The following is a 19,004-nucleotide window of genomic DNA, read 5'->3' as shown; positions in this document are numbered from 1 at the left end:
GGGTTATTACTTAGTCCATCGACCATCCGTGAACCATCCTACTTCCCGGCTGCATGCGGTATTTGCCTCCGCACCCTCCTCTTCCCTGAATCTTCACTGGGTTGCCGCCCTGGCCTTGCTCGCCTGCGCCAGCGCAGGCAGCGCGTGGGCGCAAAGCGCAGCAACCCAAACCAGCGCAGGGGCGCTGCCCGAAGTGGTGGTGAGTGGATCGCGCCAGGAGCAGGCCAGCGACGATTTGCCGGTGTCCATCGACGTGATTGGGGCGCAAGAAATCAGCAACCGCCAGAGCACCGACTTGCGGGACGCCGTGCGCGACCTGCCCAACATCTCGGTGCAGACCGCGCCCACGCGCCTCTCGGTGACTGGCTCCAGTGCCAGCGCACTGCGCGACGGCAACACGGGCCTCAACATTCGCGGCCTGGGCGGCAACCGGGTGCTGATGCTGGTCGATGGCATTCGCATCCCGCGCAGCTACGCTTTTCGCACCACCACCTTCGACCGCGAATACCTGTCGCTGGAACTGGTCAAACGCATCGAAATCGTGCGCGGGCCGGCATCTGCCTTGTACGGCTCGGACGGCATGGCCGGCATGGCCAACTTCATCACTTTTGAGCCCCAGGACTTCCTGAAGAACGCCGACGGCTCGGCCAGAACGCTGGGCGGGCGCGTGTCCGCCGGCTGGAGCGGCGACGACAACGGCCACACCCTGGCCAGCACCGTGGCCGGCCGCGCCAGCGACAGTCTCGACTGGCTGCTCACCGCCAGCACGCACGGCGCCCATGCGCTCAAGACCCAAGGCAGCAACTTCGAGCCCAACCTCAACCGCACGGCGGTCAACCCGCAGAAGGACAGCGGCAACTCGCTGCTGGGCAAAATCGTGCTGCGCCCCGCCGCAGGCCAGAAACACACCTTCACGCTGGAACATGTGGAAAAAAGTGCCGACGTCGAGCTGCTTTCCAGCCGCACCCCCTTGCCGTATCGCGGCACGCCAAGCCAGATTGCCGGCGCCATCAAAGACGAGTCTGCCAGCCGCGACATGGAGCGCGCCCGCTTCACCTGGGATGCACGCTTTGACCTCGGCGCTCCCTGGGCGGACAAGGTACAGACCGTCATTGCGGCGCAGCGCGCGACATCGCAGCAGGTCGGCACCAGCGTACGCAACACCTTGCCGCTGCGCATCCGCGACACCCGGTACGGCGAGCGCACCTGGCAGGCCGGCGTGCAGGCCGACAAGCTGCTGCGAAACGGCGACTGGGCACACCGCCTCACCTACGGCTACGACTATGTCCGAAGCAATATCGACAACCTCTACACCGGTCTGAACCCCGCGCCGCCCGAGGTGTTTCCGCTCAAGCGCTTCCCCGACACGCGCGAAACCACGCATGCGGTCTATCTGCAGGACGAAACCGTCTGGGGCGACTGGAGCTTCACGCCCGGCCTGCGCCTGGACCACTTTGCGCTGGACGTCACCAGCCAGGCCGGCTTCTATCCGCCCGCTTCCGAGCCAGGCAAATCGCTCAGCGGCTCGGCGCTCTCGCCCAAGTTCGGCCTGCTGTACCGCGCCACGCCGGTCTGGACCGTGTACGGCCAGTACGCCGCCGGGTTTCGCGCCCCCGACGCCGGCCAGGTCAACGGCTACTTTGAAAACATGGCCGAGCGCGTGGTGCTGATCCCCAACGCCGACCTCAAGCCCGAGCGCAGCCGGGGCGTGGAACTGGGCGCGCGGGCACGCTTTGACTCCCTGCGCGTGGACGTCGCAGCCTTCTCCAGCAACTACAGCAACCTGATTGTCGACCGCGTGCTGATCCGCGGCGCCGGCACTCCAGCCGACCCGCGCGTGTTCCAGACCATCAATACCGACAAAGCGCGCATCCACGGCTTCGAGGTCAAGGGCGCGATGGACTGGGGACGCATGGACTGGGCTGGCGGCGCCCGCCTCTCCACCCCCTTCAGCTACGGCCAGGCCAGCGGCAAGAACACGGACACCGGCGCTCCGCTGAACTCTGTTGAACCTGCACAAATGGCCCTCGGGCTGCAGCTCGATACCGCGCCATGGACGCTGCGCTTTGACGTGCGCCACCATGCGGCCAAGAACGCTTCGGACATCGACAGCTCCGCTTCCGTCAAAGCGCCGGCCACGCAGTTCACCATTCCAGCGGCAACCACGCTCGATGTGGCGCTGCAGTGGCGTCTGCGCAAGGACATGCGCCTGAACCTCGCCGTGCGCAACCTGACCGACCGCAAGTACTGGATGTGGTCCGACGTGCAGGGGCTCGCGGCCAACGCAAGCACCAACGACGCTTATACGCAACCGGGACGCAGCGGATTTGTATCGCTGGTAGTGGACTTTTAAACCACAAATATCAAGTAAAAATCGATGCCAGCGCTTATTGGATAAGCGTTGGCAGCTATCAAAAAATGAGTTTTTCTGACTGGGGGTACGGGCCTGACGACTGCACTCGCCTGGCCTTGGATTGTCGCAAGCGGCAAGTCTTGATACAAAGCATGCAAGATGCGCAGGCCGGTACGTACAGTCGGTTCGACGGCTCGGCCAATCAACCCATCGCGAACGCCACCCATGACCGACAACACGCTCGACGCGGGCGCCCCGCTTCACGATAGCGCCCACTATTTGCATGCGGTCACGGAACTGGCCGAAACCCGGCCCGTGGTGGCGCAGGCCGCCATCTACAGCGAAAGCGGCATCAAACTGGTAGCCGAAGGCATGCGCATCGACCGCCGGCTGTATGAGCGACTGGTACAGCACACCTTGCGCGAGCCCGTCGACACGCACCTCTGGGTAGAAGGCGCGCTTACCACGGCGACACTGAGTGCCGCAGCACGCGAGATTCTTTCAAGCTCTGTGCTTCCCTACAAGCTTGCACAAACCGTGCGCTCGCCGGAGGCCCTTCTTGCCCCTCTGGCATCCATGCCGCTTCCTTCCTCTGTCGCATTCAAGCTGACTTTGATGCGGGAACAGCGCCCCGCCCTGTGGAAGCACAGCGTGGAAATGATGCTGATCTCCATGTATCTGGCGCATCGCTCGGAAACAAGCCAACGCGAGTGCACTGCACTTTGCGCAGCCGCGCTGATGCACGACGCCGGCATGCTGCATCTGGATCCCGCATGGGAAGATCCGCAACACAAACCGGTAGGCGCCGACCGCAAGCACTTGGTAGTGCACCCCATCACGTCCATGCTGATGGTGCGCCAAGCCCAGGTGTACCCGCGCTCGGTGGAGGTTGCCATCCTGGAGCACCACGAAAGAATGGACGGTTCGGGCTACCCGCGCAGCATTCCAGGTGCGCAGATCTCGGCCATGGGGCGCGTGTTGCTGCTGGCTGAGGTGGCGGCTGCCATCTATGAAAAGTACGAGGAAATGCCCGCATTGCAGCTGGCGCTGGTGCTGCGCTTGAACCACAGGAAGTTTCCTGCAGGCCTGAGTTCGTATCTGCTCCCCCTGCTTGATGAAGAACGCGCCCGCGACTCTGCCCTCATGCCGATTGGGGCCAATGCGGCTCGCCAACTCGAAACCCTGGCGGACGCGTTTTCAGAATGGGAGCGCTTGAAGGCGTCCTTGGCGCACCCCAAACAATCGACCAGTGCAAAAAACGCGCTGGCTCAGCCCTTGGCTTTCATTGAAATGCGGCTGGGTGCCCTGCACAAGGTACTGCTGGAGTCGGGCACCCACCCCACACAACAAATCGCCTTGATCTCCCAGCTCGATGGCGATGCCGCAGGCATGGCGGAAGTCGCTTTTGTGGGAAAGGAGGCGCTTTGGCAGCTGCAAACCATTGTCAATGCCTGCCAGCGGCGGTGGCCAGCCGCCCACACCTCAAGTCCACCCGAGGACCATGCCGCACACCGCTGGTGCCAATGGGTACTAAGCCGCCTCTAAGCCTTTGCGCGTTAGCAAAGCAAATCATTCCCCCACGTGGCACTCGCGCCGCAGCAGCGCGAGCGCATCGCCCAAACCGTAATCGTGGTCATCCTGCAGCGTGCCACTCGCCTCGCCGACAAAGCTGCGCCACAGGGCCAGGTAGTCGGTGCGGTGCACTTCGGGTGCGTGTTCCGCGACAAAGGTTTCGGCCAACGCGGGCTCCCAGCCCTTGGTGCGGAGCTTTCGCACCAAGGCCTTGGCGGCCTTTTCGGGCAGCAGGGTTTTTTTCGGTACGCCGACAGCCAGGCAGAGGAACAGCGTGAGCAGCGCGGCTTCATCGTTCTCGCCCTGCGTGGCGCGTTGCCAGGTTTTGCTGGCCGCAGCGGGCGGCGCCTCGTCCTCGCTCAGGGACTCGGCGGCGCGCAGGAATTCGTCCACCTCGCCCAGCGGATCTTCGATCAAGAAATACCGATTGCGCAGCGCGCTCATGGTGCGCAGCAGCGTGCCCAGGGGGCGCTTTGGGTCGAGCAGCTTGCCCAGGTCGGCCAACACCACAGGTTTTTGCGCGTCGACCACCGCATGCAACGCGGGCGGCAGCCCTTTGGGCGATGGCAGGGCCGACACGTCGGCAAGCGCCTTGCCGGTGGTACGGCGCGCCGTAAGCAATTTGCGGAATGCGGCGACGCTGGGCCATTCGGTGCTGCGGTAGCCCAGGGCCTGCAGCACCAGCGCCGTGCGAATCACGCCTTCGGCGTCGCCCTCTTCCAGAACGTCGTCGTCCAGCGCATAGCGCTCGGCCAGCCACAGCGCCGTCTGCACGGCCTCGCCAATGCGGCTGCGCCGCTCCAGTTCTTCGCGGTACTGTGCATAGCTGCGCAGCGACCACAGCGCCAGCAGCGAAACTTGCGCTTCGTCCTGGCCCTGCATGCCAAAGTGGCTGCTTTCGGGCAGGGCAATCAACTGGCGCAGCAAATCGGTGCCGGCCTTGGAGCGCGACAGCAGCGAATGGTCCGCCAGCAGGCGCGCTGACTGCGCCAGGTCGCCGCCGGTCGCGTCTTCCAGGTGCAGGCTGATGAAATTGACCATGCGCTCGCGTGCGCGCTCGAGCTCGGGGCGCAGGAATTCGCTGCCGAAATAGCGCGCGATCTGCACCATGCCCTTAGGCGCCTCGGTGTGCATGGCCGCCAGGCGCTCGGCGCCCACAATGCCGTGCTGCACGCCATAGACCAGCGCCTTTTCAAAAAGCGGCCGCGCATCGTGCAGCGCCAGCGCCAGCGCCAGTGCCTGCGCCGGCGCGCCCGCCTTGCTGCTGCCGGGCATCAGATGGCGGACTCTTCGTCGGAGGCGCGTGCTGCCGGCGTGGCCTTGCCGCGATCGGTGTCGCTGGTCTCAAACTTGCCGTCGCTCTCCTCTTCCAGCGCATCGTCCCCTTCACCCGCGTCGTGTGCACGGGCCTTGGCGCGCAGCACCAGGAGCATCTCAATGAACAGGTCGCGGCATTCGTAGCGCAGCAGCCAGGCCATTTGCATCCAGTCCTGATCAGCGATTTCGTCGAGTTCGACGCGGGGCCGCACATAGCCCGAGGCCAGCAGCTCGTCGTCGCTCAGCATCAGGCCGTAGTCTTCGGTGGCTTCAAAGCTGCCAGTGCGGGCAAAGGATTCGACACGGCTCCACTTTTCGGTGAAGTAATTGGCCAGGGCCTCGGCGCCGCCCTCCAGATCGCCAATGGCGGTCAAAAATTCGAGCGGGTCGGCGCCGTCGCGAAACACCACGGCGTTGACCATGTTGCGCAGATGCTGGTGCGTGAGGTCCTTGTACTGCTTCTCCAGCACCATGGCACGGGCGAACTGCTCGGGTGTGACCAGCATGTTCACGACGGAGGCCTTGGAGCTGTCGTACTCGCGCATGACGGCCAGCACGTCCTTGGGCGCGAGCTGGTCGAGCACGACCATCAGGGCGCGGTCGCCCTCTTCATCGGCCAGCTCGGCCAGCGCACCTTCGGCGCCGACGATGTCGCCTGCGGCGATCAGGCTGGTGGTTTTTTCTATGAGTGCCAGGTGGTTCATACGTTCTTCGTTCTCAGTCTTTGCGCTCAAATCCCTGCTCGGCCAGCCAGTCGGCGCCGGCCTCGTCGAGCGAGCGCTCGTCCGTCGGGTCGTGCGCGTCGTCGGTGCTCAGGCCAGCGTCGTCATCGTCGCGATCGCGGCTGCTGCCTTGGTCCTCGTCGGCGTCCTTCGGTAGTGCGTCGGCCGAGGCAAAACCGTGCGCATGCAGGAATTCCAGGCAGGCGGCCACGGTCATGAAGGCCGGGCCACCGGGTTCGGCCAGCACCTTGCGCGCCACCGGCTCGGCCCAGGATTCCAGTGCCACAGACCCGGCCAGTTCGGGCCACGCGGGCAGCGCCTCGGGCTGCAGCGTCAGCAGGCGCTGCATGGTGGCCGGCTTGGCAAAGCGAAAGGCGCGGTGAAAGACCACCGCCACCATCTCGGGGCTGTAGCTCAGCATCTGCACCAGAAAACCGATTTCGCTGCGCTTGGCTGCCAGGCGTTTCTTGAGCACATCCTTGCCTTCGGAATCCGAGGTCAGGTCGTCCAGCTCGGCCTCATAGGCCGAGCGCAGGTCAGAAAAATAGCGCGAGAGCTTCATGGCAACTCCATTCGTTTCACGTAAGCCTGCCAGATCTCGCTGGCAGTTTCCAGCGGATCGTCGAGCAGGTTGCGGCGGCGGTTGTCGTCGTACTGTTGGCGCCGCTCGGGGTCGGACAGCACATCGTAGGCTTGTTGCACAGCACCAAAGCGCGCTGCAGCGTCGCTCGCCGCATTGCGGTCAGGGTGATAGAAGGACGCCTTCTGCCGAAACGCCTTCTTGATGTCGGCCAAAGTGGCCGTGGCCGGCAGGCCCAGGGCGCTGTAGTGGTCTTCGCTCATTCAATGGTCGGGTTCAACCGAGTGCGGCGTACACGTTCTGCACGTCGTCGTTGGCGTCGATGGCGGCGAGGAAGGCTTCGACTTCCTCCAGCGCCTCGGCGCTTAGGTTGGCCGGGTTCACCGGGTTCTTGGGGCGGTAGCCGAGCTTGACGGAAAGCACCGAAAAGCCATGCTCGGGCAATGCGCGGCTGACCACGTCGAGGTCGGTGGGCTCGGTCCAGAACAGGGTTTGGCCCTCTTCTTCGCCCGGCTCTAGGTCTTGCGCGCCGGCTTCAATCGCGGCCATCTCGGCATCGGCCCCAGCCGTCGCAGGCTCGGCCTCGATCATGCCGACGTGGTCAAAATCCCAGGCCACGGAGCCGGATGTTCCCAACTGCCCCTTGCGAAACAGCACGCGCATTTCGGGCGCCGTGCGTTTGACGTTGTCGGTCAGGCACTCGACCATCACAGCCACCTGGTGCGGGGCAAAGCCCTCGTACACCACATGCTCGAAACTGGCGGCGTCGCCACCGATGCCGGCGCCCTTTTTGATGGCGCGCTCCAGCGTGTCCTTGGGCATCGAGACCTTGCGCGCCTGCTCCAGCACCAGCCGCAGCTTGGAGTTGCCCGCAGGGTCGGCGCCGCCGCGCGCGGCGACCATGATTTCCTTGGCCAGTTTGCCAAACAGCTTTCCACGGGCGTCAGCGGCTTGCGCCTTGCCCTTTGCTTTCCATTGCGCGCCCATGCGAGTTCCTTGACTGCGTCCGGATGGCCCCCAACGGCTGAGGGAAAGTCCGGGCGAATGAGGGCAAGGTTACCACTGCCGCCGCACGCACAATGGCGGCTTTTCCGCTTCGGTTCCCCCATGCTCAACACCCTCTGGCTGGGTTTTTTCGTTACGTCCGCCATCGCCGCCCTGGTGCAGTGGCTCGCCGGCGGCAACGCCCAGGTGTTTGCTGCCATGGTCGAAGCCTTGTTTGCCATGGCCAAGCTCTCGGTCGAGGTGATGCTGCTGCTTTTTGGCACCCTCACCCTCTGGCTCGGTTTTTTGCGCATTGCCGAGCGCGCCGGCCTGGTCGAAACCCTGGCACGCTGGCTGGCGCCGCTGTTTGCACAACTGATGCCCGGCGTGCCGCGCGGCCACCCGGCGCTGGGCCTGATGACGCTGAACTTTGCCGCCAACGCGCTCGGCCTGGACAACGCGGCCACGCCCATCGGCCTGAAAGCCATGCATTCGCTGCAAAGCCTGAACCCCGAGCCCAAGACCGCCACCAACGCGCAAATCCTGTTCCTGGTCCTGAACGCCTCGTCGCTCACGCTGCTGCCGGTTTCCATCTTCATGTACCGCCTGCAGCAAGGCGCGAGCGACCCCACGCTGGTGTTCGTCCCCATCCTGCTCGCCACCTCGGCCTCGACCCTGGTGGGGCTCTTGACCGTCGCCTTCGTGCAGCGCTTGCCGCTCTGGCGCCCGGTGGTGTTGGCCTACCTGCTGCCGCTGGCGCTGGGCATTGCCGCGCTGGTCGCCTTCCTCTCCACGCTAAGCGCTGCGGCGCTGGCGAGCCTGTCGTCCCTCACCGGAAATCTGACGCTGTTTGGCCTGGTGCTGTTGTTCGTGTTGCTGGGCGCCTGGAGGCGTGTGCCCGTGTACGAGGCCTTCGTCGAAGGCGCACGCGACGGCTTCGAGGTGGCCAAAGGGCTGCTGCCCTACCTGGTCGCCATGCTCTGCGCCATCGGCGTGCTGCGCGCCTCCGGTGCACTGGGCTACGCGCTCGACGGCATCCGCTGGCTGGTCGAAGGCGCCGGCTGGGACACGCGCTTTGTCGATGCCCTGCCAACCGCGCTGGTCAAACCCTTCTCAGGCAGCGCCGCCCGCGCCATGCTGATCGAGACGATGCAAGCCAAGGGCGTAGACAGCTTCCCCGCCCTGGTTGCCGCCACGGTGCAGGGCAGTACGGAAACCACGTTCTATGTGCTGGCGGTGTACTTTGGGGCGGTGGGGATCCAGCGGGTGCGGCACGCGGTGCCTTGTGCGCTGCTGGCGGAGCTGGCGGGGGTGTTGGCGGCGATTGGGGTTTGTTATTGGTTTTTTGGGTGAAAAGTTTGGTCAAATTGGCGTCTAGCGCTTGTGAAATAATCGCTGGCAGCTATGAATTTTGAGTGCTTTGCGTCGATCTATCCGCTCGATTTCCCGCAAGATCGTCTGCGATACACCAGCGACGAGAATCGCTGCTTCAGCTTAGATGTTTGTCCGCAATGCCTACCATCGTTGAGCACCAGCGCTTTGTCGTCCACATAGACGTGCTCGGAATGTCTGCGCTCGTCGCAAAGGACCCAGAACTCGCATGGAGTCTTCTGGGCCGACTTGTAGAGGCACGCAAAGACGCGCACGCCACCTCGCTCACTTTCCTGGATACGGCGGAGACAGTCGCAACCCCACAGCACGTCCACGCAGTCACGTTCTCGGACACCATTGTCTTGTTCACTCTTGGTGCGGCACTCAACGACCTACGAACCATTTTGGTCATGACAACACAGCTGCTGAGCAGGGCACTCCACCTTTGCGTCCCTGTTCGTATCGGCATTGCCGTTGGCACCTTCTTCTTCAATCTTGATGAATCAATGTATGCCGGACCGGCGCTTATCGAGGCTTACCACCTTGGCGAATCCGCTCAATGGATCGGCATCGTTACGTCTCAGGAAGTCTATCGCCGTGCGATGGAAGCGCATCTCCAGTCTGGCGCCTCAGATATCGTTTCCCCCACCGATATTCCTTTCGAAGGAAGTGCACGGCCTGGCTATGCAGTCAATTGGCCGGTAATCCTCAGGAATAGCATCGCCGCCCCGCTACCAGTAACTGCTAAGCAGGTCTATCAAGGTTTCGCTCAGTACTTCGGTCCCTTTGAGGCTCTCGACCCACGAGTGCACCAAAAGTACGAGAACACTGCGGCATTCATGAATGCAAACGCAGCCTGACGCTGCGTTGTGTCACCGGCTCTGCCAGGAGCCACCGTCGGGTTTCCGGCCGGCAGCAGCCGCTCGTCATTTGGAAGGTGATGCGCTGCCGCAAGCATGACTTAGCGAAGAACCCGCGCTGCGCCCACCGTTCCGGGATTGGGGTTTGAGCACGAGTTTCGCTGCGCTGCATCGTGATCCGACCCCAATGCCTGCGCTGCTCTGAACCCGGCCACACTGCCAGCGCCGCGCTCGTGCCGACGCCTTGGGCCGAGCGCAGCGATGGCCCGAAGGGGTGTTTGTCCCCCCTTCCCCTCTGGCCGTGCCGAGGAGCACAGCTTCAGGCGGATCAGGGCCGCGCGCTGTTTGAGCGAAACGCAGTGCAGCGAGTTTGCGCGGACCCCGCGTGAAGCGAGCACCGCAGGTTGCCCCGAAGGGGTCACGGACAGCGGGGTCGCCTTCTCTTTGGTGACTTTCTCTTGGCGACGCAAGAGAAAGTTACTGCGCCGCCGGGCGCACATCCCGGCAGACGGCCTTGGCAGAGGCACGCCGCCGGGAAGGCGAACACGCCGCCCGCTGAGTTGATTTGGCGTTGCGCCACTCCGGTCCGGGATTAATGGAATGGACGCCCCCACCTGATCGGCCTTGAAGTGCCAAAGTGGAGGCTCGATCAACCACTTGTTCAACAGACAGGAGCGTCCACCATGCAAGTTACCACCGTTGGCATCGATCTGGCCAAGAACATCTTTCACGTGCACGGTGTCGATCACACCGGTCGGATCGTCTTCAGCAAGCCCCTGCGCCGCGCGCAGATGGCCGAGTTTTTTGTCGGTTTGCCGCCGTGCCTGATTGGCATGGAGGCCTGCTCAGGCGCGCATTTCTGGGCGCGCAAGCTGCAAAGCCAGGGGCACGATGTGCGCCTGATGTCACCGCAGTTCGTCAAGCCCTACGTCAAATCCAACAAGAACGACCGCGCAGACGCGCAAGCCATCTGCGAAGCTGTCAGCCGCCCCAGCATGCGCTTTGTGGCTGTCAAGAGCTGCGAACAGCAAGCGGTGCTGGCCGTGCACCGCGCACGCCAGGGCTTTGTGAAGATGCGCACGGCGCTGGCCAACCAGATTCGCGGCTTGCTCAGTGAGTTCGGCATCGTGATGGCCCAGGGCCTGCGCGTGGTGCTCGTCCAAGCTGGCGCCGTTGCCGCTGATGAGCGCATGGCGCTGCCTTCGCCCATGCGCACCCTGATCGGACATCTGCACCAGCAGCTCAAGCAGCTCGATGCGCAGGTCGCTCAACTGGAGCAGCTCATCGCCTCATCGGTGCAGGCAGACAGCGCCGAGCGACGGCTGCAGCAAGTGCCGGGCATCGGCCCCATCACCAGCAGCGCCATCGTGGCCACCGTGGGCGATGCCACGCTGTTTGCCAATGGCAAGCAACTGGCCGCCTGGCTGGGGTTGGTGCCGCGCCAGCACTCCAGTGGGGGCAAGGACAAACTGCTGGGCATCAGCAAACGCGGCGATGGTTATGTGCGCACCTTGCTCATCCATGGAGCGCGCTCGCTGATTCAGGCCAATGAGCGGCGGCGCGCCGCAGGCAAAAGCACCGATGCGTGGCTCGATCGGCTGCTGAGCCGGCGCAACGCCAATGTGGCTGCAGTTGCACTGGCCAATCGCAATGCACGCATCCTTTGGGCCATGCTGGTCAAAGCCAGCGAATACCGGCCCGAGGCCAGAATGTTGGCCGCAGTATGAAAGCGAACGAGGACGAACACGATTGAAACGGGCAGCGCACCCATTGATTGCACAGGCAACGCTCAAGGCGAGATGATGGCAAGCACAGGTTGGACCGGCATCAGCAAAACCCGATGACCCCGACGTGCCGGCAACGAGCACGCGAAATTGATAGGGAGCTGGTGAGCGAATTCCATCAGGGACAGGGTTGAAAGTGACCCAACAAAGTCCGGATGTATGGCAGCAGTCCTGATACCTTTGAAAACAACATCATGCTCAGGCGCGGCTTGGCAAACCGGGGGCGTCCATGTAGGGGTCGGAGCACGAGTTTCGCTGCGCGAAATCGTGATCCGACCCCAATACCTGCGCTGCCCTGAATCCGACCCCAATGCCTGCGCCGCGTGCGCTGCTAGAGCCGCAGCCGGAGCCAAGTTGCGCTGCTCACGCTACCAACGCCGTGGCCGAGCGCAGCGATGGCCTGAAAGGCGGCTTCGTCCCCAATCCCCACTGGCCCGATCTCACTCATGCCGCAGCGCATCGATCGGGTCCATGCGCGCCGCGCGGCGCGCCGGAAAGTAGCCAAACAGCACACCAATCACGGCTGAGAAAAAGAACGAGGCAAGGTTCACTGCCGGGCTGAAGAGAAAGGGAATCCCCATGATTCCTGAGAGCAAAACCGAGGCCAGCGCGGCGAGCACGATGCCGATCAGCCCCCCCAGCGCCGCCAGCACCACGGCCTCGATCAGGAACTGCATCAGCACCTCGCGCTCCAGTGCGCCAATGGCCAGGCGCAGGCCGATCTCGCGGGTGCGCTCGGTGACGCTCACCAGCATGATGTTCATGATGCCGATGCCGCCCACCAGCAGGCTCACGGCGGCCACCGCGCCCAGCAGCGTGGTCATGATGCGGGTGGTGCCCGAGAGCGTGTCGGCCAGCTGCTTGGTGTCGAGCACGTTGAAATTGTCTTCGTCGCTGTCGGCCAGCTTGCGGCGCTCGCGCAGCAACTGCGTCAGGCTCTTCTTCACCCGCTCGGCGTCGCTGCCGTCGGCCATGGACACCAGCAGGGTGTTGACCTGCGTGTTGCCGGTGATGCGGCGCTGCAGCGTCTTGATGGGCATGAACACCGTGTCGTCCTGGTCGTTGCCAAAGGCGCCCTGACCTTTCGATGCCAGCACGCCCACCACTTCGCAGCTGATCTGTTTGACGCGCAGCTGCTCGCCCAAGGCGGGGCTCGCGCCAAAGAGTTCACGTTGCACGGTCGTGCCGATCAGGCACACGGCGGCGCCGGCGCGCAACTCGGCTTCGGTGAACACCCGGCCGCTGGCCAGCGTCCAGTTGCCGATGGTGAGCCAGTCGTTGGTGCTGCCGGTGATCAGGCTGGTCCAGTTGCGGCCATTGGCCACCAGGGTTCCGCTGGAGCGCGATTCGGGCGCGGCAGCCGCCACGCCGCCAATCTGGCTGGCGATCGCCTCGGCGTCGGTGTCCTTGAACGCCGGTGCGCTGGCCCCGCCGCTGCCCGGGCCCATGCGCTGGCCGGGCCGCACCTGCAGCAGGTTGGTGCCCAGGCCGGAAATCTGGCTTTGCACCGCCAGGGTGGCGCCATTGCCCACAGTGACCATGGTGATGACCGCGCTCACGCCAATCACGATGCCGAGCACCGTCAGGAAGGAGCGCAGGAGGTTGCGCCGAATCGAGCGCAGCGCCAGCAGCAGGGTGTTAAGCCACATCGGCAAGCTCCGTGGGTGCGGGCGCTGCGGCGCGCAGGGCGAACGGCTGTGGGTTGGGCAAATCGCTCTCCACCACACCATCGACAAAGCGCACGATGCGCCGCGCGTAGGCCGCCATGTCGTGCTCGTGCGTCACCATGATCACGGTGATGCCGAGGTCGGCGTTGAGGTGCCAGAGAAACTCCATGATTTCCCGGCTGCGCGCCGTGTCCAGGTTGCCGGTGGGCTCATCGGCCAGCAGCACGGCGGGTTCGGTCACGATGGCACGCGCAATCGCCACGCGCTGCTGCTGCCCGCCCGAGAGCTCGCCCGGCGTGTGGTGCTCCCAGCCCTTGAGCCCCACGGCTTCGAGCGCGCGGGCCGCCATGGCATGGCGCTTGGCTTTGGGCTCGCCGCGGTAGATCAGGGGCAGCTCGACGTTTTCCAGCGCCGAGGTGCGCGCCAGCAGGTTGAAGCCCTGGAAAACAAAGCCCAGATAGCGCCGGCGCAGCCGGGCGCGCTCGTCGCGGCTGAGCGACTGCACCTGCACGCCTTGAAACTCGTAGGTGCCCATGGTCGGGGTGTCCAGGCACCCCAGCGTGTTCATGGCGGTGGATTTGCCCGAGCCGCTCGGGCCCATGATGGCGACAAAATCACCGCGCTCAATGTCCAGGTCCACGCCCTTGAGCGCCTGGAACGCGGTCGCGCCCTCACCATAGACCTTGGTGATGCCGCGCAAGCGGATCAGCGGCGTATCGGAGGGTTTCACGCGCCGGCCCCGCTGCTGCGCTGGTCGGTGATGACCAGCAGGCCCGGTTCCAAGCCTTCGCCGCTCACCTCGGTCAGGCGCCCGTCGCTGATGCCGCTGGTGACCGACAAGGTGACTGGCTGGCCCTCTTGCAACACCCAGATCTGGCGCGCCCCCGGCGGCCGGTTGTCGGCGCGCGTCACCCTGCTGCCGCCTCTGGGGGGGCGCGGCATCATCTTCGACAAAATGCCGCCGCTCTGCGCACTGCCGCCCGTGGCCGGCGCGCCGCCCATGGGCGAGAAGCGCAGCGCGGTGTTGGGCACCAGCAGCACGTCCTTGCGCTCGGTCGCCACGATGGTGGCCACCGCCGTCATGCCGGGGCGCAGGGTGAGGTCTGCGTTGTCCACCTTCAGCGTGGTCACGTAGGTCACGACGTTGTTGGTCGTGGTGGCGCCAAAAGCCACGCGCTGGATGGTGGCCGGAAAGCGCCGCGTCGGATAAGCGCTGACCGTGAAGCTGGCGCTCTGGCCCACGGCGACTGCGCCCACATCGGCCTCATCCACGCTGGCATTGAGTTCGAGTTGCGCCAGGTTCTCGGCCACCGAGAACAAGGTCACGGCCTGCAAAGATGCGGCCACGGCATTGCCCGGCTCCACCGAACGGCTGAGCACCACGCCGTCGATGGGCGAGCGGATCGAGGCTTTGGACAGATTGGTTTCGTCGGTGGACAGCGTGGCACGCGCCACCGCCACATTGGCCCGGGCGCTGTCTTCTGCGGCCACGGCGCGGTCCAGGGCAGCGCGCGCGCTGTCGAGTTCGCTGGCAGACGGCACCTTGCCGCCCGAGAGCTTTGCCACCTCCTCAAAACGCGCCAGGGCGGCCCGCGTCTCTTGGGTGGTGGCCGCGCTCTGCGCTTGCGCAGCCTGCGCCGCAGCCAGTGCGGCCCGCGAGCGCGTGACCTGGTCACGGAATTTGGAGGCATCGAGTTCCACCAGCACCTGGCCGGCCTTGACGCGGTCGTTCACATCCACCAGCACGCGCTTGATGGTGCCCGAGAGCTCGCTGCCGATGTTCACCGAGCGGGTCGGCTGCAGCGTGCCGTTGGCCGACACCGTCAAGGTGATGTTGCCCTTGGCCAGCGGCGTAGTGACATAGGCGGGCGCGGCTTTGGCCCCCTTTTGCTCTTGCCAGTAAACCAGACCGCCCGCTGCCAGCAGCAGCGCGACCAGCCCAATCCACAAGGAAGCGCGCTGCCACCAGCGCGGCGGCTTGTCTTCGCCCAGAAGGGTTTGCAAATTGGCGGGCGCGGCGGTCGGCGAAGTGGCTGTGTTCATGGGCTTGGAATTTTTTGGATCTGTGCGGGCTGCATGGAGCGGCGATAGGGGCGGCCTCAAAGCTTGGCAGCGCCATCGGTGTCGGGGACCCAACCGCCGCCCAGCGCCTTGTAGAGGCGCACATGGTCGGTGGCGAGGCTGGTTTGCGCGCTGGCAACGCCGTCCTGGGCCGCGAGCACGGTGCGCTGAGTGTCGAGCACGGTGGGGAAATCAATCAGGCCGCTCTCGTAGCGCTGGCGCGCCAACAGGTCGGCATTGGCGGCGGCACTGGCGGCGGCCTGCAGGCGTGCCAGGCGCTCGCGGTCGCCCTGCAGGGCAACGAGCGCATCCTCCACCTCCCGCAGCGCATCCAGCACTGTGGCCTCATAGCCGATGCGGGCCTGCTCCAACGCAGACGCCTGCACCCGGACCTGGGCCCGCGCGGCGCCGCCATCGAACAATGGCACGGAGATGCCGGCCAGCAGCGCACTGGCGACACTGGCGCCATTCGTCAGCGCCCCCAGCGTCGCCGCACTGAGGCCCAGATTGCCGCTGATGCGCAGGCTGGGGTAGCGGGCCGCGTCGGCCTGCGACACGCGCGCCAACGCCGCGCGGATGCGTGCCTCGGCCGCACGCACATCGGGGCGCTGGCGCAAGGTTTGCGCAGGAATGCTCAGGGCCAGCTCAGGCGGGGCCTGCGGCACGGCGGCCACTGGCGCCAGCGCCACGTCCAGTGCTGCGGGCGGCTGGCCAATCAGCACGGCGAGGGCATGGCGCGTCTGGGCCAGGCTCGTCTCAAGCGCGGGAATTTGTGCGGCAGTTTGCTCCACTGCAGCGCGCGCCTGCTCGGTGACGAGCGAGGTGGTCAGCCCGGCCTGCAGGCGCCAATTACTGATTTGCAGGGTTTCCTGCTGGCTGGCGAGGTTGCTGCGCCCAATGGCCAGGCGCGCCTGCAGGCCGCGCAGCGCAATGTAGTTGGCCGCCACTTCCGCTGCCAGCGACACCTGGGCGCTCCCCAGTGCAGCGGCCGTGGCCTCGGCGTCGGCCTGCGCTGCGTCCACCGCAGCGCGCCCACGGCCAAACAGATCCAGCTCCCATCCCGCATCCAGGCCCGCCCGAAAATTGTTCCCGGTGCCGTTGGCCGCCCGCGCCCGCTGCGCCTGGGCCGAAGCGCCCAATTGCGGAGACAGCGACGCCGCCTGCACCTCCACCTGGGCGCGCGCCTGCACCAGGGCTTCACGCGCCGCGCGCACGCTGGTGTGCGCCGCCAGCACCTGCGTGATCAGTTCAGACAGCTGGGCATCGCCAAACTGCTGCCACCAGGGGCCCGGCGCCTCGGGCAAGACTACTGGCGCCTGCGCTTGTCCGCCGGTGGACGACCAATGGTCCGGAACGGCCAGCGCCGGCGGCGCGCTCGACTGCACCACGGGCAATGCGCAGGCCGTCAACAGCAGGGCAGAAGCAGCCCAGGCGAGCAGGGCGCGCGTCCTGCGGACGTCAAAAGGATTGCGAAGGTTCATCGGAAGGGGCGAAAGCGGAAAACGTGCAATGGGCAGCAAGCAGGGACAAAAGGATCTGGCAATGGCGAACGAAGGCGAAAGCGGAACAAAAACGGACCAACGAGGCTTTGTTGCAGGCCCATTGTGCGGTGCGCCTGCTTCGCCCTCACTGCCAACGCATGAACGCCAGGTAAAGCATGGGATATGCCGCAGGGTCAAAAGACGTCCGCTATTCAATTTATAGCTACTATGGCAATATACACATGCGCTAGAGCCACAAAATACTGAAAAGTTAAGGCCACTTCGGCGCGAATTCGTAGCGCAGCAGCGTGGTGCTTCCCCGCCAGTACGGCTTGCGCCCGCCCTCTTCGGGCGGCAGCAGCCACGCCACCTCGCCGGCCATCGGCACGCGCATGCCAGCCTGCACCCGGTAGTCAAACCAGCGCCCTTCCCAGGGCCGCATCACGATCTGCCCGCCCACGGTGCGGCCTCTGGCCTCGGCGCGCACCGACTCGATCAGCCCGTCGGCACCAAAGGTGAAGGTCAGGGACACGGCCACGCCACCATCGTCCACCGTCGCCAGTGCCGAGCTTTCGCTCACCGGCGTCCAGCGCACGCCCTGGCTGGGCAGCAAGGCCGTGGGGTAACAAACGGCTTCGGCGTAGAAACGCATCAGCTCACCTTGTGCCAGCGTTCCCGTGCCGCGCAGGCTTGCCAGCGTGAACAGGCCCAGAAGGGCCGGGTGCAGCACGCCCTCGCCGGCCACATAGGCGTCGTGCACCCGCACGCTGAGGCCGGGCAGCATGCGGATAGCACCGTCCCACACAAAGCCCGGCCTGTGCATCACCACGCGCTGACGGGAGCTGAACGGCTTCCATGCGTCAGCGGTCTCGCCCATGTTGAACCTGCCGCTGTGCTCGATCTCTGCGGCGGCGATGATGGGCGCGCCTTCGGGCAGCACGGCCCGGAAATAGCGCTGCACCACGGGCGGCAAGCCGTCCAGCTCGCGGGTGTCGAAAAGTGCTGGTCGCGGCTCCAGTCGGGCGGCGTCAAGCTGCTCGACCAAGCCCTGCGTCAGGCCTTGCCACCTCCAGTAACCCCAGACGGTGAGTACGGCAAGGGCCAGGCCGGCTATTGCCAAAATGGCCACGGCGATCTTCAAGAATCCCATCGGTTTCCTCGCTCTTCTTCCTGGCGCGCCAACTTCGGCTGTGCATCCTTCATTCAGCGGGCCCCTGCTGCGCCGGACCTCAGCAATGCCAGGACGGCCGCGCGCACGCTGGCATCGTGCCCGACGAGCAGATGGCCCCCTTCGTCGAAGCCGAGAAACTTCGCGCCCGCGATCTGGCTGGCCGTGTACTGTGCTGCTGCGCAGGTACCAAAACCATCGTCCCGCGCGCTGACGACGAGCGTCGGGGCCTGGATGGACGCGAGCGCGTAGGGCCCGAGGCGCTTGCCCAGCCGTGTGTCTTCGCGCAGCCCGGCGGCGCGGGCGGACACCGGCAGAATGCGCTCGGCCAGATCGGCCACGCGGGCGCGCTCTGCTTCGCTCGCCGCAGCCACCTGCTCGGGCGGCGTGGCCAGCACATGGCGCAGCACCTGGTTCGGCGCCAGGTGCAGAGCGGCCCAGAACAGGAAGTCCGAACCCAGCAGGCGCAGCAGCAAGGCATCTTTTTCGTCGGACACCGGGGGCACGGTGCTTGCAAGCTGACCCGGTTTGTAGGCGATCGGCACCACCAGCACCAGCGCGCTCACCCGCTCTGGATGCCGGATCGCCATCTGCGTGGCCGAGGGGGCTCCGGCCGAGACACCCATCACGGCGGCTTGGGCGATGCCCAGCGCATCCAGAAGGCAGACATGGGCGTCGGCCTGCGCCTCGGGCGAAGCATCGGCGCGCTGCGGCGTACCCAGGTAGCCAAAGCGCGACATCGCGATCACGTGCACCGCCTCGCGTGTCAATGGCCGCGCCCAGGCCATGCCCTGGTCGTGCCCGCCGCCACTGCCATGCACGATCAGCAGCGGGAGGCCTTCGCCCGCTTCTTCGACCTCGATCGGACCACAGCGCGTTGCCAGCACCCGGCCGCCCGCAGACGCCCGCGCGCTGGCGCGCTCGATGTCCTCATGAAAGCGCCAAGCGACTGCGAGGGAGCCGAGCAAGAGGCTCACACACACGCCAAGGACAACGTGCCTCCTCATGGCCGACGTATCCGCCCATCGATTGCGCGTGTCACAGGGTTCATTTTTGCTCCCCAAACCGATTGCCCGCCGGTGCG

16 protein-coding genes are annotated in these 19,004 nt (G+C 65.4%); 5 read left to right on the top strand and 11 right to left on the bottom strand.

The annotated features are described in order from the left end of the window. Window positions 1–28: 28 nt before the first annotated feature. Window positions 29–2,353, top strand: coding sequence for a TonB-dependent hemoglobin/transferrin/lactoferrin family receptor (locus C6571_RS15360; protein WP_245901308.1), 2,325 nt, complete (start codon window positions 29–31; stop codon window positions 2,351–2,353). Between the two features lie 225 nt (window positions 2,354–2,578). Further along, complete coding sequence (locus C6571_RS15355; protein ID WP_170094757.1) at window positions 2,579–3,898, top strand: HD-GYP domain-containing protein; 1,320 nt, start codon at window positions 2,579–2,581, stop codon at window positions 3,896–3,898. 24 nt (window positions 3,899–3,922) lie between these two features. Here the strand turns inward: C6571_RS15355 and C6571_RS15350 are convergent, their stop codons facing one another. The 5 genes from C6571_RS15350 to C6571_RS15330 are packed head-to-tail and all read right to left on the bottom strand — an operon-like array spanning window position 3,923 to window position 7,531. Further along, window positions 3,923–5,200 carry a hypothetical protein gene (locus tag C6571_RS15350; RefSeq protein WP_106447459.1) on the bottom strand — a complete coding sequence of 426 codons (1,278 nt, stop codon included), beginning with the start codon at window positions 5,198–5,200 and terminating at the stop codon, window positions 3,923–3,925. Next, window positions 5,200–5,946, bottom strand: coding sequence for a hypothetical protein (locus C6571_RS15345; RefSeq protein WP_106447458.1), 747 nt, complete (start codon window positions 5,944–5,946; stop codon window positions 5,200–5,202). Before C6571_RS15345 ends, C6571_RS15350 begins: the two co-directional genes overlap by 1 nt. 13 nt (window positions 5,947–5,959) lie before the next feature. Continuing rightward, window positions 5,960–6,526: a hypothetical protein gene (locus C6571_RS15340; RefSeq protein ID WP_106447457.1), complete on the bottom strand. Its 567-nt coding sequence runs from the start codon at window positions 6,524–6,526 to the stop codon at window positions 5,960–5,962. Then, complete coding sequence (locus C6571_RS15335; protein WP_106447456.1) at window positions 6,523–6,807, bottom strand: DnaJ domain-containing protein; 285 nt, start codon at window positions 6,805–6,807, stop codon at window positions 6,523–6,525. The genes C6571_RS15340 and C6571_RS15335 overlap by 4 nt, the downstream gene beginning before the upstream one ends. A 13-nt stretch (window positions 6,808–6,820) precedes the next feature. After that, window positions 6,821–7,531: a YebC/PmpR family DNA-binding transcriptional regulator gene (locus tag C6571_RS15330; protein WP_106447455.1), complete on the bottom strand. Its 711-nt coding sequence runs from the start codon at window positions 7,529–7,531 to the stop codon at window positions 6,821–6,823. 120 nt (window positions 7,532–7,651) lie between these two features. On the opposite strand from C6571_RS15330, the gene C6571_RS15325 reads away from it, so the two are divergent. From C6571_RS15325 to C6571_RS15315, 3 genes are all read left to right on the top strand, one after another. Next, window positions 7,652–8,881 (top strand): nucleoside recognition domain-containing protein, encoded by a 1,230-nt coding sequence (locus tag C6571_RS15325; protein WP_106447454.1) that lies wholly within the window; start codon window positions 7,652–7,654, stop codon window positions 8,879–8,881. A 158-nt stretch (window positions 8,882–9,039) separates the two neighbouring features. Then, a complete protein-coding gene (locus C6571_RS15320) occupies window positions 9,040–9,759 on the top strand; it encodes a hypothetical protein (protein WP_106447453.1) in 720 nt (239 codons plus the stop codon). 683 nt (window positions 9,760–10,442) lie between these two features. Next, complete coding sequence (locus C6571_RS15315) at window positions 10,443–11,486, top strand: IS110 family RNA-guided transposase (protein WP_106445180.1); 1,044 nt, start codon at window positions 10,443–10,445, stop codon at window positions 11,484–11,486. A gap of 497 nt (window positions 11,487–11,983) precedes the next feature. Here C6571_RS15315 and C6571_RS15310 read toward each other — a convergent pair whose 3' ends face one another. From C6571_RS15310 to C6571_RS15285, 6 genes are all read right to left on the bottom strand, one after another. Next, window positions 11,984–13,192 carry an ABC transporter permease gene (locus C6571_RS15310; RefSeq protein WP_106447452.1) on the bottom strand — a complete coding sequence of 403 codons (1,209 nt, stop codon included), beginning with the start codon at window positions 13,190–13,192 and terminating at the stop codon, window positions 11,984–11,986. Beyond that, window positions 13,182–13,940, bottom strand: a complete 759-nt coding sequence (locus tag C6571_RS15305) for an ABC transporter ATP-binding protein (protein ID WP_106447451.1) — start codon at window positions 13,938–13,940, stop codon at window positions 13,182–13,184. Before C6571_RS15305 ends, C6571_RS15310 begins: the two co-directional genes overlap by 11 nt. Further along, the gene (locus C6571_RS15300) at window positions 13,937–15,253 is read right to left on the bottom strand and encodes an efflux RND transporter periplasmic adaptor subunit (RefSeq protein WP_106447450.1); all 1,317 of its coding nucleotides are present in this window, start codon (window positions 15,251–15,253) and stop codon (window positions 13,937–13,939) included. Before C6571_RS15300 ends, C6571_RS15305 begins: the two co-directional genes overlap by 4 nt. Before the next feature lie 56 nt (window positions 15,254–15,309). Next, window positions 15,310–16,752, bottom strand: coding sequence for an efflux transporter outer membrane subunit (locus tag C6571_RS15295; protein WP_106447449.1), 1,443 nt, complete (start codon window positions 16,750–16,752; stop codon window positions 15,310–15,312). Window positions 16,753–17,023: 271 nt separating this feature from the next. Next, window positions 17,024–17,902, bottom strand: a complete 879-nt coding sequence (locus tag C6571_RS15290) for a DUF6920 family protein (protein ID WP_106447448.1) — start codon at window positions 17,900–17,902, stop codon at window positions 17,024–17,026. 53 nt (window positions 17,903–17,955) lie between these two features. After that, window positions 17,956–18,897 (bottom strand): alpha/beta fold hydrolase, encoded by a 942-nt coding sequence (locus tag C6571_RS15285; protein ID WP_170094755.1) that lies wholly within the window; start codon window positions 18,895–18,897, stop codon window positions 17,956–17,958. Window positions 18,898–19,004 lie beyond the last annotated feature (107 nt).

Source organism: Simplicispira suum, from assembly GCF_003008595.1.
In the GTDB taxonomy this organism is placed as follows: domain Bacteria; phylum Pseudomonadota; class Gammaproteobacteria; order Burkholderiales; family Burkholderiaceae_C; genus Simplicispira; species Simplicispira suum.
Note: the sequence above shows the minus strand (reverse complement) of the source record. Positions and strands in the feature narration are given on the sequence as shown.